Source organism: Wolbachia endosymbiont (group A) of Scambus nigricans, assembly GCF_947251485.1.
GTDB classification, from domain to species: Bacteria; Pseudomonadota; Alphaproteobacteria; order Rickettsiales; family Anaplasmataceae; genus Wolbachia; species Wolbachia pipientis.
The window spans coordinates 239,029-253,551 of the sequence record NZ_OX366356.1 but is presented as its reverse complement, the minus strand read 5'-3'; the positions used below and the strand labels follow the sequence as shown (position 1 = coordinate 253,551).

Here is a 14,523-nt window from a genome sequence, read left to right as displayed (position 1 = left end):
AGTCCAAGTTCTGAACAAGCGAGTACAGGAGAAACCAAAACCCTCTGATGGCTTGGAGAGGGAGGGAATGGGAAAGGTAGAGATCTATTCTTTTTTATCCACTTTTTTGAGCAATCCACTTCCACATCTAACACACATCTCAGTGATTATAATATCCAATTTTTGATCATGTTTTTCTACAGGTAAATCTTTACAATATTGTTTCTCATAGGCTACACCTATAAATATTTTTCCAAGCGGCCGTAATTTTTTTATCATTGTATCATACCAACCACCGCCAAAACCTAATCTATTAAAATGATCATCAAAAGCAACAACAGGAGTAATGATTGTGTCGGGAATTACATCTTCATTTGTTTCGTTCCATTCCTCAAATTTTAGTAACTTATTTTTATTAGGAATTGCTACTTTATAATCTAAATCGAGTAAACTATGCATCAAAGGCACAACATCTATTTCCTCATCCATTGGAATGTAAGCTGCTATTGTTTTGCCTTTAACGTAGCTTAAGTTCTGATTAAAGAGATTAATAAGGGAATTTGCCGCATAATTGGAATAACTTTCATCAATATCTTTTCTTATAGCTCTATATTGCTCTCTTATTTCCTTTTTGTGCTGTTTAATATCTTTGAACATGATCTATCCATTTCGCAGTAAGTTTTTCTTGTAAACTATTTTGCTTCAAGCGCTCACTTAAAAAATCAAAGTCAATAAATTCCATATCCTGGTCTTGATTACTGCAGCTATAAACAAAACTCCTTTCTCCTGTTTTCGCATTTATATGCTGCTGCACACACTGAGCGCAGATTTCTTTCATCATACACTGCATAGGAGAATTAACTGACGATATTGCTATATGACTTGACTTCAGATATGGCTTTAAAATTGTTTTTCTAGCTTCATTCACAGCTTTCATCATTTTATCAGAACCAATAGTGATAATTTTATCTATAACATTCAAATTAATACCTAATCTTCCTTGTTGATAAGAGACTATTGCATCAACTATATTACCATGAAAGGATTTATCTTGATCTCTGCTTGTTTCTATCAATCCTTCTTCACATGCCCAAACTACTGCATTTGATGCACGCTCTATCAGTGCTCGTTTAAATACATCACTTAACTTCTTATAACCAGCGAAGTACAAAACCTTGTTATTATTTTCAAGACATGCCTTCCCTATCGAAAATAACACTGCATTTCCAACTCCACCACCAATTAGCATTATATTCTTCATGTGCTACTTTAACTACATTTGTTCAAATTTTTTGAAATTTTATAGAACAAAGTAATTTATATAGTTCTATACACAAAGACAGAGACAAGGACACTCTCTGACTTCAACTATACCGATAACTGATAGCTGCATTTTTACGCATATCATCTAATAACAAGTTGCTTTGTATCATAATCTTTTGTTGGTACATTTTCTGTTTGATTGCTTCTATACCCGCTACATTACTCTTGATATCACACAACATCATCAACTTTGCAGTGCCATTTTCTCTCAATTCTACTATTTCATTCATACTTGTTTTACTAAATAAAATCTGTAAATCAGGATTTAAATCTCGCATTTTTATTTCAAATTCTTTTGCGTTTGGCAGCTTAAAATTATCTGCTAATTTATCAAAATTTAAACAATTAACTTTTTGCTCCTTGAGATTATCTAATAAACTTTCTGAACCTTCAACCACAATCTGTTTTAATTTTAAAGTGCTTTCCAGCAGTGCATGATTAAGTTGTACTTTATCTATTACTTTTATAACGGAGTAACCTTCACTGAAACTGAATGGACCTGCTATGTCGCTGGTTTCTAATCCTTCTAAAACGCTCTTGAGTTTTCCTTTTAGCTGACTTAAATTAACTGTTGCTTTACGCATCTTTATTGGAGATTCTGGGTTATTACTGTTGCGTAATTTTTTTACTAAATCTTCAGCTATACCATAAACGTCCTTGTCTTTTTGATCAGGAATTATAAACTCTTGGAACGTGATAAGATAATCCGGCTTTTCTGTTTGCCTTTTTACATCATCTACTTCTTTATCGCTTATATTAATAAATGGCACAATTCTTACTTCAATAATTTTGCTCCACAGTAACTGACATTTTATTTGTTTTCTTAAAATACCAAGATCTATATTATGCTTCTCTATGTATTGATCAACTTCATTAGCCTTAAGTTTAAAACTTTGGGTTAAAAATAACATAATAGCATTATCTAACTCCTCGTTGCTCAATTTTATATTCAGCCTCTGTGCTTCATTGATAATGATAATTTCGTCTATTAGCTCCCTAAGAATTTGAGGCTTTGCTTCTTTTTGATTAACACTTTGAGTGCCAAACAATGAATTTATAAAGTTGATGCGTTTTTCGATATCTAAATTTGAAATTGGTTCACCATTTACATCTGCAACAATTTCAATCTCGGTTGCAAGCAACCTAAGTGGCAACACTATCAACAGTAAAATTAGTATTTTATACATACAAGTAAAGTTGTTTAGTTAATAACCAATTCTATAATAAATACTGAGTCAATGCTAGCCAACTTTTTAATAGTGATCTCAGTGACAATGGAAATAAAAACCATTGCAACAAAATCAGGTACGCTGGCAAATAGGCTAAAAACATGCTAATATAGCGAATTTAAACCGTGCTAAAAACAGTATACGGAAGGAGAGGGATTCGAACCCTCGATACGACTTTTGGGTCGTATAACGGTTTAGCAAACCGCCGCCTTCAGCCGCTCGGCCACCCTTCCAAATTTAGAACCTAAAGATTATATAATACCAAGACCTCTACCACCTGTCTAATGCTTTTATAGCTCTTTTTACAATAATCCGAACAGACCGTAATATGCTACTGGCCTGCTATAGCCATAAACACATATCTTATCGCATTCGGACTATTATAAGAAAGGCTATAATTGCAATATTTGTATCTGTTCAGATGCATGGCTAATGCTGAAACAAAAATTCCAGTGCTCCCTTTCTTGTCATCCCAGTGTCACGCACTGGGATGACATCGTTTACTATGTGCCATATTGCAATGTTCGTACGGTTGTGCGCGGTATAGATTCCGCTAACGAGTAGCGGAATGACGAATTTGTTGTTTTTCAAATTGTGGGCAAACCTAAGCCACTTTAGCTATAAATCAATAAAAACTAATTTCTGCTTTTTTCAATGATTTTCTTTGCTTCTTCCACACCAACCCATTCTCCAACTGTTACCGTTTTTCCCTTTTCTAGATCTTTATAATGAGAAAAGAAATGAGTAATTTTATCTAGTAGGCTTTTAGATAAGTCAGAATAGTCCTTCATATTGTCATAATAGCTATCAACACTGGAAACAGGCACAGCTAATATTTTCTCATCTTCTCCTTTTTCATCTTTAGTGAGTAATGCGCCTATCGGACGCACCGATATTAAAACACTAGATGCTAAAGGAAACTGAGTTAGCACCAAAACATCCACAGGATCACCATCACCTGCGCAGGTATTTGGTACAAACCCATAATTGCAAGGATAAGTCATTGAGGTAGATAAAAATCTGTCAACTTGTAACAACCTAAACTCTTTATTAAATTCATACTTTACAGGCTCAGCATTCGCACTTATTTCAATTACCACATTCACCGCATTTGGTCCTGCTGTTATTTTACTTAAATCCATAAATTACCTCTTAACTTAAGAATAAGCATTATACAATATATGCTTTTAAGTTGCTACATTTATGTAATTCTAAACTTATTTTGCACGGGCTGTCCTAAATTTTCATTCGTCATCTTATTGACTGTTGAAAGTGGTGGTTCCTGTGATAATTGAAATAAAGCATATACTATTACGATAGTAAGCACTGCAGCAATTACTAGATTAGCAAAATTATCCTGTGGTAGGACACCTTTTATTGGATTAAATAATTTTTGCTCCATAAAGAAATAATCAGCAACATATAACCCAACAGATAATACAAACATACCTAAAATAAGTTTACAGACTGTGTTTTTATGGTCTTTTTCTTTTTTCTTGCTGGTGATAGGATTTGGCCTACATTCATTCTCTTCTTGCAGCACTGAGTAGTATATATTATCAGGGCTCGTTATTATAGCTCTTTTTACAATAATCCGAACAGACCGCAATATGCTACTGGCCTGCTATAGCCATAAACACATATCTTATCGCATTCGGACTATTATAAGAAAGGCTATAATTGTTCAAATTCATCACTATTTTGGTTTTTTAACAGTTGCTCTAGGGTGTTTTTTGTATTTATAGGATATATTAATCCATCCATTTTCAATGCTTTCTCTTGCCGATCCACATTCTCATGGTCGATTGTATATTTATCTCTACTTGATAATCCGATCATGTGTAGTTTGCTAGCTAAGAACATTATATAGCTCTCTATTAACTGATTCTCACATATCTCTAATACTTCTCTTTTTACTGTTTTGTTAGATGACGAAAGTTCTTTATAGTGACCACCCAAAGAAAAGAACAATGCTATATCTTTATCTTCTTTTATGTCATGAATGGAATAATAGCTGCTGATAACGCACTTATTTAATGCAAATTCTCTGTCATATTTGTTTAATGTATTTCCTTCACTTAGTAACTTTCTAAGACCAATGAGTACTTTATTTTCAAAATCTTCTTCTGTTTTAAATATTGGTTCTCTCTTTGGATTTGCTAAGATGTTAAGTATAGCCTTTCTTATAATAGTCCGAATGCGATAAGATATGTGTTTATGGCTATAGCAGGCCAGTAGCATATTACGGTCTGTTCGGATTATTGTAAAAAGAGCTATAAATCTAATTTTCTTCCATCTACTACTTCATTTATATATTCATTTAACTCAGATCCTTTAATAACTTCATATATTTTATCTATGACATCTTTAGTATTCAGGTTATTGTTTTCACTTAGAATTCGATAAGCTAGAGCATAAATTAAAAACAGCCCTTGTAGACTAAATTTTAAGTTAAAATAGTAATCTATAGCTCTTTTTACAATAATCCGAACAGACCGTAATATGCTACTGGCCTGCTATAGCCATAAACACATATCTTATCGCATTCGGACTATTATAAGAAAGGCTATAATTGTTCATCTTGCTTCTGTATGAATGCAGACAGACCTATGTGATTTCTGTGATCTATAAAACGATCTAAGTCAGCGTGTTGAAAGCTACCTAAAAAAATAAATAACGTCTCTAATAAATTACCCTTACCAACAATTTTTATTAGTTCTTCAATTTCTTTTATCATTGCTGAAACCTATAATGTTCTACTTTATAGTATAGCCTTTCTTATAATAGTCCGAATGCGATAAGATATGTGTTTATGGCTATAGCAGGCCAGTAGTATATTACGGTCTGTTCGGATTATTGTAAAAAGAGCTATATAAGGGATACATGGCAAAATAGCAACAAATGTTATTAGACTTCTTGCATAACCCAAACTAAGTAGAAAAAGGTATAGCTATACCGCCGCGGCACTAACAAGAGATCCCGCTAACACGCAGCGGGATACTATCTACACCGTCATACCGCGATTCATTCGCGGTATCTCTTAGCCGCTAACAAGCAGCGGGATGACGGTTGTCGTTTAGCTACAAACATTAAGAAATTCACCAAATGAAAAAAGGCAAAAGAAACCCTAGGGTAGCTAGTTATTCACTATCCATTTTTTAAGTTGGCGTTTTTTAATGTTTTAAATAGTGTATTTCAGCTTGTGTAGGTAAAAACCCAGAAATTTGATAAAGACATAGAGTGCACATAGTGCAAAAAATTAAACATGAGACGCCAGATACGTGAGTTTTTTTGTCATTTAATCTGTACAGAGAAATAAATAAATAGCTTCGGTTTCATGATAAGGGGGCTGGCGGAGTTTGTCAAGCAAGTTTTTTTGTTTCTATTCCCAATGTTATATGGTTATGCAAGAAGTCTATTGTATGTTTACACTCTGCATTAAAGCTTTTAGTTAAGAGCATATCCATCCACCGCCGATAACTTGCTCATCTTTATACGCTACACAGGCTTGACCTGGACTGATGCCAAAGTAATCGTCGTTTAAAATGACACAGGCTTTATTTTTTTCGTCAGTTGAATGTATTGTTGCTAAACTTCCCGCATGTGATGATCTCAGCTTCACAGTTACTTCCATACCTTCCTTTGGTTGTTCTAACCAATTTAACTCTTTGATCAATATTTTTTTTTGCATTAATGCGTTGATCGGGCCTACTATAACCTCATTATTCTCTGTATTAATTTTTATCACATAAAGAGGTTCATTGTGTGCGATACCCAAGCCCTTTCTTTGCCCCACTGTAAAATTTACTATGCCACTGTGCTCGCCTAGCACTTTTCCATTAACATCCACTATTTTACCTTTCTGTACAGATTGTGGAGCTAATTTAGCTATTGTTTTACTATAGCTTTCGGAAACAAAGCATATATCTTGACTGTCCGGCTTTTCAGAAATTTGTAAGCTGAAATACTTTGCTAATTTTCTTATATCACTTTTATAGAACCCACCTAGTGGAAATCGCAAAAGCTTTAACTGCTCCTTTGTTGTAGCAAACAGAAAATAGCTTTGATCTTTACTCTTATCAATGCTTCTACACAACTTTACCTCACCATTTTTTTCTAACCTTCTCACGTAATGTCCTGTTACGAGCACATCCGCACCAAGATTTTTTGTAACTTGCAATAGATCACGAAATTTTACCGTTTGGTTACATCTCACGCATGGTATGGGAGTTTCCCCACGCATATAGGTACTCGCAAAATCCTCTATTACTTCCTTTTTGAATATTTCCTCATAGTTTAAAATATAGTGAGGAAAGCCAACACTTTCAGCTACACGCTTAGCGTCATAAATATCCTGTCCAGCGCAGCATGCACCCTTTCTTGCGTTAGCATTGCCATCAGTGCCATAGAGTTGAAGAGTCACACCTATCACCTGGTACCCAAGGTTATGTAGCAGTGCTGCAGCAACCGAGCTATCAACTCCCCCGGACATTGCAACAATAGCCTTGGTCTGGTGCGGAGCTTTATCTTTTAGCAGAGGTTCAATTTCAAATTCTTTTAGCATAATCGCCTTAATTTATAAACGCAAATCTTGTGTCATTCCAACATACAACTGTGCAAACGTTTTGATTTGGGGGCAATTTACATAGTAGATGATGTCATGAAAGTAGCTGACACTGGAATCTAGCTTCTATTACACAAATTCATTAAAACAGCATATTTATTTGTAATCAAGTTTCCTGGATCCCAGTGTTAGCTACTCGGATGACACCCTTTTCTGCTAGAAGTTGCCTTCAAATTACTTGGTGCATGACACTGGGATCTCATTTATATTACATAATTCCATCAAAACAATTCGATAAACTACCTTCAAAAATAATTTAATCTTGCTTGAATAAAACATGGCCAAAATAATCCATGTTTTCAAGCACTTTTCCACTACCTAAGGCAACACAACAAAGTGGGTCATCTGCAACACGAACCGGTAATTTTGTTGTTTCACTGATAACTTTACCTAGATTACGTAATAATCCACCACCACCGGATAAAACTATTCCTCTATCGACTATATCAGAAGAAAGTTCAGGTGGAGTGCTCTCCAGCGCAGTCTTAATAGCAGAAATTATCTGATGTACAGGCTCTATTAAACTCTCTGCAACTTGGTATTCTGATAAAAGCATTTCTTTTGGCATGCCACTCACTAAATCCCTGCCCTTAATTATCATTCCCTCTTTGTTATTTTCACCTGGCAGACTGGCTGAACCTATGCTTTTCTTAATTTTCTCAGCGGTTGTTTCACCGATTAATAATTTATGATTTTCACGAATATATGACTTTATTGCCTCATCCATAATATCGCCACCTACTCTGGCAGAACGTGAATAAACAATTCCACCTAAAGAAATAATTGCAACTTCAGTTGTACCGCCTCCTATATCAACAATCATAGAACCTTCAGGTTCGGTAACCGGGAGCCCAGCTCCGATTCCTGCAGCCATTGGTTCTTCAATTAAAAATACTTCATTTGCACCAGCACTTTCTGCTGCATCTTGTATAGCACGCCTTTCAACTGGCGTGGATCCAGATGGAACGCATATGATAATATTAGGTTTATTAACAGTGAATTTTGTGTTTGCACTGCGTATGAAATATTTTAGCATTTCTTCCGCACTTTTAAAATCAGCAATGACTCCATCTTTTAAGGGCCTTATCGCCTCTATCTCTCCAGGCGTTTTTCCAAGCATCATTTTAGCTTTTTTACCAAAAGCATAAGGAACATAGCTTCCTTTTTCTTTTATTCTTGCTACAACTGAAGGCTCATCAAGCACTATTCCCTGATTTTTCTGATAAACTAAAGTGTTTGCAGTGCCAAGATCTATAGCAATATCGCTAGCGAATAAACCTTTGAAAGTGAAAAGGCTATAAAACTTTCCGGTTAATTTTCGAACAAAATTCATACATAACTCAAGAAAACCATTTATTAAGACAAATTATACTTTTCAGATAAGTAGTAAGTAACACACTCAACGTCTAAACCCTTACCTGTTACTTTTTTTAGCAGTTCCAGGCCACACTTTGCACTGTATATATTTTGAGATAACCAACTGATAAGTAAACTAAAATCTCCTTTTATTATAGCACTTAATGATTCGTAATGATTCTTTTTAACGCAAGAGAAAATCTGCACAGCAGCAATTAAAGCAATAATTTTTATAGGAAAGTAGCCCATAACACCGCTTGCCCAATATTCATCTTGAAAATAAGTGTTTAGCTCATTTTCAGCTTTTACTGGAATTTTATAGTGCTTCATACCTTCCAGCCACGCATCATGCAGGTCTTTGACTTCCAATGTACCATTTATTATATCTTGTTCTAACCTAGTTCTCAACATAATATGAGCTAACAGACTAAATTCATCTGCATTTTTTAAAAAAGAAGAAAGGTTTATTTCATTGAAAATCAAGTACAAATTTTCAACACTGCTAACTTTCTCGTTAGTTTTGCCTTTTATAGCAAATTTCTCTTTTATGTGTGGTTGAATAAACTCAATAAATTCTCTGGATGTTCCAATCATCCTTTCCATGAATAACCCTTGAGTTTCATACATAACATGTCTCGTAATTGGACTACTTATAGAATTTTGCGCTAAACATTTTTGATAAATTGCATAACCACTATGCCGTAAAAGTGAAAATAAACCATAACAAAAATCAGATTCATCATAATCTATAGGGTAGTAATAAGAAGTACGAATCTCATTTAGTGCAATACCCATTTGCTGTAAACATAATGAGCCAAGTTCAATCTGTTTCTGAGTAGCAACTTTTTGTATATTAGTAACCTTATCCTTTTTCTGCTTTTCAATTATTTTATCTACATTTTCGCTAAAAAATTTGCCTACCTTGGGGAATACTTCACTTATATTCTTTTCTGTGATATCAGAGTCATAGTCAGCAAGCAGTGAGTCGTATTTTGAGCATTTTAATTGCTGCGATTTTATAGAAGCTACTTCGCGAATGAGTGTGATTAAATCAGTAAAACGTTCTTTTAGTTTTTCTAAGTTACTGGTTTCAGAATGAGATAGCTTCCATAAATTTTGGCATTCAACCTTAGCTTTGGATAAAGACTTTACTAAATCAATAGGAACAGCGCTGTTGCTTTTATGTATTCTCTCTATTAACTTTAGCTGCTGAGTATTTGCACTTTTTTTGTTACCAAGAGCATCTGCTAATGATTCCTTTATTGCGTCATGAGAGATAATTTCATGTCTGATTTCTTCTAGAAGACTCATTTGTTCAACTTTGTCCTCTATATTCAATTGGCTTTGGTTTAGTACTTTTAGCGTATTTTCGATATTCTTTACCCTATATAATACCTCTAAAAACTTATAAGATTGCATATTTGTTCATTATTTTAGAAAACATCTGTTTAATACCGTAATAGATTAATAATAAAGTTAAAAGTATATTTGCTTAAAGTACAATAAAAAATTGTACTTTTTATTCTTTTATTGGATTTTTCTACTCAGAGTCCAGCATATTATAGGAAAATTAATTGTAAGGTTGTAGAAAAAGTATTTAGTATTTTATTTCTCTTGACTATATTACAATATGGAGAGATATTAGCTACTAAAATTAAAGTTACGCACTATTTAAAATTTATGGAGGTTTAGTAATGTGGAGTAGACTGGTTATAATGTGCTGTTTTTGTTTATTACTTACTGGTGTAAGTTCTTGCCCAAAAAAAGGAGCAAATACAACAAATAAAATAAATTCTGTTGTTAAGCAGATAGGTGATAAAAGAGTTTTCTTTGGTTATGATGAATCTAGTATTACTGAAGTAAGTGCAGATGCATTACTTGACGTAATGGAGGTGTTACAAGATAACCCTAACGCGAAGGTTACTTTAACTGGTCACACTGACAACCGTGGTTCTCATGAATATAATCTTGCGCTAGGCGCTAGAAGGGCAGATGCAGCTAAAAAATTTATGGTTAGTTGTACACCCTACATAGAAAACAGAATAAAAACTGCTTCTAAAGGTGAAACTGAGCCTTTGGTTAATGTAAAAGATGATTCTAGAAATTCTAAATATGAAAAAGAGCATGCTAAAAATCGTAGAGTGGAATTTTCATTTTCTGGAATAAAGAAATAGTTTCTTGCATTAAAACCTGGATCCCAGTGTCAAACACTGGGATTACGTAAAGGAAGGGCACTGGGGTAGACAAAAAAGGACAAACTTGTCATATTTCGTTGCTTGTTAGCGGGATCTATATATACCACAAATAAGTCGCGGTATGACGTAAGAGATCTGACCTGTCTGGCCATCAAGAGACATAATGGAATTAGAGTTATTATTTCAAAATGTGGTTAATAGTTTTGCTTTCTATAACAATCAAGTTGCAGTTGCAGTATCAGGTGGTGTAGATAGTATAGTCTTACTGCACTTAATGACTAACTGGGCAAAAAAAAACAAGCTTTCACTTCCTACAGCATTAACAGTAAATCATGGGTTACGTCCAGAGTCTCAAAAAGAAGCTGATTTTGTTGTAAGTTATGCAAAGGAACTTGAAGCAAAGGAATCGTTCATATTAAATTGGGAGAAGCAAAATATTAAAGGCAATATTCAGTTACAGGCACGAAAAGCACGGTATAAGTTACTAGCAGAGTGGTGTAAAAATAATAATGTTAAATATTTACTTGTTGCTCATCACAAAGATGATCAAGCAGAAACGTTCTTGTTAAGATTAGAGCGAGGTAGTGGCGTAGATGGATTATCATCAATGGACTACAAGTCTTTCCTAAATGGTATTTATATATTTAGGCCATTGTTAAATTTTAGTCGTAGTGAAATAGAAAAGTACGCTAAGCTTCATCGGTTAAAATGGATCGAAGATAGAAGCAACTATGACTTAAAATACAGGCGAACTTTATACCGTAACTTACTTAAAGCAAGTGATAATCAAGAGATTTTAACAGAGCGAATATGCCTCACAGCCCTTCATATGAAAACAGCTGCAAAAGCGTTGATGCACTACACACGCCTTGCGTTTAATGACTGCGTTAATGTGCATGATCTTGGTTATATTGAAATTAAACTAAGTGAGTTTTATCAATTGCCAGAGGAAATAGCCTTGAGGCTTCTTCTTTACTCCATAATGGCAATTGCCAGTAAACATTATAAACCAAGGTACAACAGCCTTATCGTAATATTTAATAAAATATTGCAAAAGGATAGTAATGTTAACTGTACACTTTCTGGGTGTAAAATAAGAAAACATGGAGAAAATATCTTGATAATTAGAGAATCGTCAAAGATACAAGAAATTACCTTAAACCTACCTTTAAATGAACCTACTCAATGGGATAACAGATTTAGCTGCACAATACTCGGAAATCAAGAATGTTCAGTTATCATCGCTCCATTAAAAAAAACACAAAAAGTTCCTGAATTTCTGAAGGATTACAACTGCTGCCCTGAAGTTTTCTATTCTTTGCCTGTAGTGCTAAAAGATGGAAAGGTGCTTGCTTATCCTGATGTAAATTATAACGGAAAAAATACCAATGACGATAAGGTTCAATGCATTATTAATAGCACGATAAAACAAAATTTGGTAAGCTTGATTAGTATTTAGTTAGAAATAGAAATGAAAAAATTTTTAGAAGGCTTATTGATCTGGTTAGTAATTATTGTTCTTATTTCAGTTGCTTATATTCAGTTCAGCGGAAATGTAGGTAAAAGTAAAACAATTATACCTTTTTCGGAATTTTTAACTAGACTAGAAGACAATGATGTAGAAAATATTGTCATAAAAAACCAGAGCATTGAAGGCAAGTTCAGGGACGGTTCAAGTTTCAATTCAAGCGGTGTCATATATAGCGACCTAATAAAAAATTTACATGATAGAAAAGTGAGATTCTCCTTTTCAACTGGAGATTCTGCCATGAACGTAATTGGTGGATTACTTATCTCATGGGTCCCAACATTTATCTTTATTGGCTTCTTGCTATTCTTTCTTAAACAAACACAAGCGGGGGGCAACAGAACTATAAGCTTTGGCAAATCAAGGGCTAGACTCATGACTAGTGGAAAAAAAGTAACATTTGATGATGTTGCCGGAATTGATGAAGCAAAAGAAGAGCTAGTAGAGATCGTTGATTTTCTTAAACAAAGGCAAAAATTTCAAATATTAGGTGGAAAAATACCAAAAGGGTGCCTTTTGATTGGCTCTCCTGGAACTGGTAAAACTTTACTTGCTCGTGCAATTGCAGGAGAAGCTAATGTGCCATTCTTTAGTATTTCTGGATCTGATTTTGTTGAAATGTTTGTGGGTGTTGGTGCAAGTCGTGTTCGTGATATGTTTGATCAAGGCAAGAAAAATGCTCCTTGTATAATTTTTATAGATGAAATAGATGCGGTGGGTAGAAATCGTGGCATTGGTCTTGGTGGCGGCAATGATGAAAGAGAACAAACATTAAATCAGTTATTAGTTGAGATGGATGGCTTTGAGTCTAATGAAGGTGTAATAATAATTGCTGCGACTAACCGTCCGGATGTCTTAGATCCAGCACTGCTTAGACCTGGTCGTTTTGACCGACAGATTACTATTTCTTTACCCGATATAAATGGGCGTGAAAAGATATTAAATACTCATATAAAGAGAATATCAATAGCACCAGATGTAAACGTGAAAACAGTTGCAAGAGGAACACCAGGTTTTTCAGGGGCTGATCTAGCAAATTTGGTGAATGAATCTGCACTTATCGCTGCAAGAAGAAACAAGAAGATTGTTACCATGGATGATTTCGAGTATGCACGTGATAAAGTGATGATGGGCGTAGAAAGGCGATCTCTCATTATGACAGAAGAGGAAAAGAGACTGACTGCATACCATGAAGCTGGTCATGCGATGATTGCTGTTAATATGCCTGCTTCTGATCCTATACACAAGGCGACAATTATTCCACGCGGTAGGGCACTCGGTTTAGTTATGAGACTACCAGAAACAGATAGAGTGTCCCTCACAAGAGAAAAGATGCTAGCAGATATAACTGTTGCAATGGGTGGAAGAGTGGCAGAAGAGCTAATTTTTGGCTACGATAAAGTCACAAGCGGTGCATCTTCGGATATAAAACAAGCATCTGATTTATCACGCGCTATGGTAACAAAATGGGGAATGAGTGACAAAATAGGCCCGATCTATCACAATCGCGAACAAACCATACATGGTTCTGAGATAATTTCTGAAGATACGTTAAAACTTATAGATGAAGAAGTGAAGAAAGTTGTATTTTCTTGCTATGAAAAAGCAAAAGACATTTTGACCAAGCATAAGAAAGGCTTAGATCTCATTGCCGAAAATCTACTGGAGTTTGAAACTTTAACAGGAGATGAAATAAAGGACATATTAAATGGAAAAAAAATTGTTAGAGAGGAAAATGAGAAGAATGAGAAAATAAAAAAATCCTCTCTCTATGAGAGTTGACCTCATCTTAAAAATGCTAATCAGCTAACGCTGCAATAAAACATTCAGAATTGTAACTGTCAATATAAATTGTATTAAAATATTCATAATATTACATTTTCATCACAATAATGCTATCATTCAGTTAGTATTAATGTTTAATGAGGTGTGAGTAATGATTGATATAGCTTCTATTGGTGTAAGTACAGTTATTGATCAGAATTATAGAAGAAAAGCACAATTATGTTTATCAGGATTATTTGTAGCTGTGTCAATAGCAACTGTTACCTGGTTTATTTTCCCTGCGTCACAAAATGTATTAGCTCCGTTTTTACTTCCGGCTATGTTCTTGCCCTTCACTTTATCGATGGGTTATTACATGTTCATATTTATAGCTCTTTTTACAATAATCCGAATGCGATAAGATATGTGTTTATGGCTATAGCAGGCCAGTAGCATATTACGGTCTGTTCGGATTATTGTAAAAAGATCTATAATCTTTGTTTTGAAGATCCTAGTAAAGCACAC

General features: G+C 34.4%; 16 protein-coding genes and 1 tRNA gene. 4 read left to right on the top strand and 13 right to left on the bottom strand.

From position 1 onward, the window contains the following. Positions 1–84 precede the first annotated feature (84 nt). From OPR46_RS01465 to OPR46_RS01410, 12 genes are all read right to left on the bottom strand, one after another. Positions 85–636, bottom strand: coding sequence for a 5-formyltetrahydrofolate cyclo-ligase (locus OPR46_RS01465; RefSeq protein ID WP_265043604.1), 552 nt, complete (start codon positions 634–636; stop codon positions 85–87). After that, a complete protein-coding gene (locus OPR46_RS01460) occupies positions 620–1,240 on the bottom strand; it encodes a ferredoxin reductase domain-containing protein (RefSeq protein ID WP_155968434.1) in 621 nt (206 codons plus the stop codon). The genes OPR46_RS01465 and OPR46_RS01460 overlap by 17 nt, the downstream gene beginning before the upstream one ends. A gap of 103 nt (positions 1,241–1,343) precedes the next feature. After that, positions 1,344–2,489 carry a SurA N-terminal domain-containing protein gene (locus OPR46_RS01455; protein WP_265043603.1) on the bottom strand — a complete coding sequence of 382 codons (1,146 nt, stop codon included), beginning with the start codon at positions 2,487–2,489 and terminating at the stop codon, positions 1,344–1,346. Positions 2,490–2,673: 184 nt separating this feature from the next. Next, positions 2,674–2,764 (bottom strand) — tRNA-Ser (locus OPR46_RS01450). Positions 2,765–2,960: 196 nt separating this feature from the next. Continuing rightward, positions 2,961–3,122: a hypothetical protein gene (locus tag OPR46_RS01445; protein WP_265043602.1), complete on the bottom strand. Its 162-nt coding sequence runs from the start codon at positions 3,120–3,122 to the stop codon at positions 2,961–2,963. A 44-nt stretch (positions 3,123–3,166) separates the two neighbouring features. Next, entirely contained in the window at positions 3,167–3,673 is a 507-nt protein-coding gene (ppa, locus tag OPR46_RS01440; RefSeq protein WP_265043601.1) for an inorganic diphosphatase, read from the bottom strand. 59 nt (positions 3,674–3,732) lie between these two features. Continuing rightward, the gene (locus OPR46_RS01435; RefSeq protein ID WP_265043600.1) at positions 3,733–4,140 is read right to left on the bottom strand and encodes a hypothetical protein; all 408 of its coding nucleotides are present in this window, start codon (positions 4,138–4,140) and stop codon (positions 3,733–3,735) included. 65 nt (positions 4,141–4,205) lie between these two features. Beyond that, positions 4,206–4,772, bottom strand: coding sequence for a hypothetical protein (locus OPR46_RS01430; protein ID WP_265043599.1), 567 nt, complete (start codon positions 4,770–4,772; stop codon positions 4,206–4,208). Between the two features lie 520 nt (positions 4,773–5,292). Continuing rightward, the gene (locus OPR46_RS01425; protein WP_265043598.1) at positions 5,293–5,460 is read right to left on the bottom strand and encodes a hypothetical protein; all 168 of its coding nucleotides are present in this window, start codon (positions 5,458–5,460) and stop codon (positions 5,293–5,295) included. Positions 5,461–5,982: 522 nt separating this feature from the next. After that, on the bottom strand, positions 5,983–7,095 hold the full coding sequence (mnmA, locus tag OPR46_RS01420; RefSeq protein WP_265043597.1) for a tRNA 2-thiouridine(34) synthase MnmA: 1,113 nt from the start codon (positions 7,093–7,095) through the stop codon (positions 5,983–5,985). Between the two features lie 316 nt (positions 7,096–7,411). Next, positions 7,412–8,488 carry a rod shape-determining protein gene (locus OPR46_RS01415; RefSeq protein WP_265043596.1) on the bottom strand — a complete coding sequence of 359 codons (1,077 nt, stop codon included), beginning with the start codon at positions 8,486–8,488 and terminating at the stop codon, positions 7,412–7,414. 23 nt (positions 8,489–8,511) lie between these two features. Beyond that, positions 8,512–9,930 (bottom strand): gluzincin family metallopeptidase, encoded by a 1,419-nt coding sequence (locus OPR46_RS01410; RefSeq protein WP_265043594.1) that lies wholly within the window; start codon positions 9,928–9,930, stop codon positions 8,512–8,514. 275 nt (positions 9,931–10,205) lie between these two features. Here OPR46_RS01410 and OPR46_RS01405 point away from each other — a divergent pair, with 275 nt between their 5' ends. The 4 genes from OPR46_RS01405 to OPR46_RS01390 all read left to right on the top strand — a co-directional run bounded on the left by OPR46_RS01405 (position 10,206) and on the right by OPR46_RS01390 (position 14,419). Next, positions 10,206–10,685, top strand: coding sequence for an OmpA family protein (locus OPR46_RS01405; protein WP_265043592.1), 480 nt, complete (start codon positions 10,206–10,208; stop codon positions 10,683–10,685). Between the two features lie 184 nt (positions 10,686–10,869). Further along, the gene (gene tilS, locus OPR46_RS01400) at positions 10,870–12,165 is read left to right on the top strand and encodes a tRNA lysidine(34) synthetase TilS (RefSeq protein WP_265043590.1); all 1,296 of its coding nucleotides are present in this window, start codon (positions 10,870–10,872) and stop codon (positions 12,163–12,165) included. A gap of 12 nt (positions 12,166–12,177) precedes the next feature. Then, positions 12,178–14,016 carry an ATP-dependent zinc metalloprotease FtsH gene (gene ftsH, locus OPR46_RS01395; protein WP_265043588.1) on the top strand — a complete coding sequence of 613 codons (1,839 nt, stop codon included), beginning with the start codon at positions 12,178–12,180 and terminating at the stop codon, positions 14,014–14,016. A gap of 154 nt (positions 14,017–14,170) precedes the next feature. After that, a complete protein-coding gene (locus tag OPR46_RS01390) occupies positions 14,171–14,419 on the top strand; it encodes a hypothetical protein (protein WP_265043587.1) in 249 nt (82 codons plus the stop codon). Here OPR46_RS01390 and OPR46_RS01385 read toward each other — a convergent pair. Next, the gene (locus OPR46_RS01385; RefSeq protein ID WP_265043586.1) at positions 14,371–14,523 is read right to left on the bottom strand and encodes a hypothetical protein; all 153 of its coding nucleotides are present in this window, start codon (positions 14,521–14,523) and stop codon (positions 14,371–14,373) included. The genes OPR46_RS01390 and OPR46_RS01385 overlap by 49 nt on opposite strands.

What these genes read in the sequence shown, in the direction of transcription:
- OPR46_RS01465 (WP_265043604.1), bottom strand. Translation starts at nt 636, where the DNA reads ATGTTCAAAGATATTAAACAGCACAAAAAGGAAATAAGAGAGCAATAT.
- OPR46_RS01460 (WP_155968434.1), bottom strand. Translation starts at nt 1,240, where the DNA reads ATGAAGAATATAATGCTAATTGGTGGTGGAGTTGGAAATGCAGTGTTA.
- OPR46_RS01455 (WP_265043603.1), bottom strand. Translation starts at nt 2,489, where the DNA reads ATGTATAAAATACTAATTTTACTGTTGATAGTGTTGCCACTTAGGTTG.
- ppa (WP_265043601.1), bottom strand. Translation starts at nt 3,673, where the DNA reads ATGGATTTAAGTAAAATAACAGCAGGACCAAATGCGGTGAATGTGGTA.
- OPR46_RS01430 (WP_265043599.1), bottom strand. Translation starts at nt 4,772, where the DNA reads ATGCTACTGGCCTGCTATAGCCATAAACACATATCTTATCGCATTCGG.
- mnmA (WP_265043597.1), bottom strand. Translation starts at nt 7,095, where the DNA reads ATGCTAAAAGAATTTGAAATTGAACCTCTGCTAAAAGATAAAGCTCCG.
- OPR46_RS01415 (WP_265043596.1), bottom strand. Translation starts at nt 8,488, where the DNA reads ATGAATTTTGTTCGAAAATTAACCGGAAAGTTTTATAGCCTTTTCACT.
- OPR46_RS01410 (WP_265043594.1), bottom strand. Translation starts at nt 9,930, where the DNA reads ATGCAATCTTATAAGTTTTTAGAGGTATTATATAGGGTAAAGAATATC.
- OPR46_RS01405 (WP_265043592.1), top strand. Translation starts at nt 10,206, where the DNA reads ATGTGGAGTAGACTGGTTATAATGTGCTGTTTTTGTTTATTACTTACT.
- tilS (WP_265043590.1), top strand. Translation starts at nt 10,870, where the DNA reads ATGGAATTAGAGTTATTATTTCAAAATGTGGTTAATAGTTTTGCTTTC.
- ftsH (WP_265043588.1), top strand. Translation starts at nt 12,178, where the DNA reads ATGAAAAAATTTTTAGAAGGCTTATTGATCTGGTTAGTAATTATTGTT.
- OPR46_RS01390 (WP_265043587.1), top strand. Translation starts at nt 14,171, where the DNA reads ATGATTGATATAGCTTCTATTGGTGTAAGTACAGTTATTGATCAGAAT.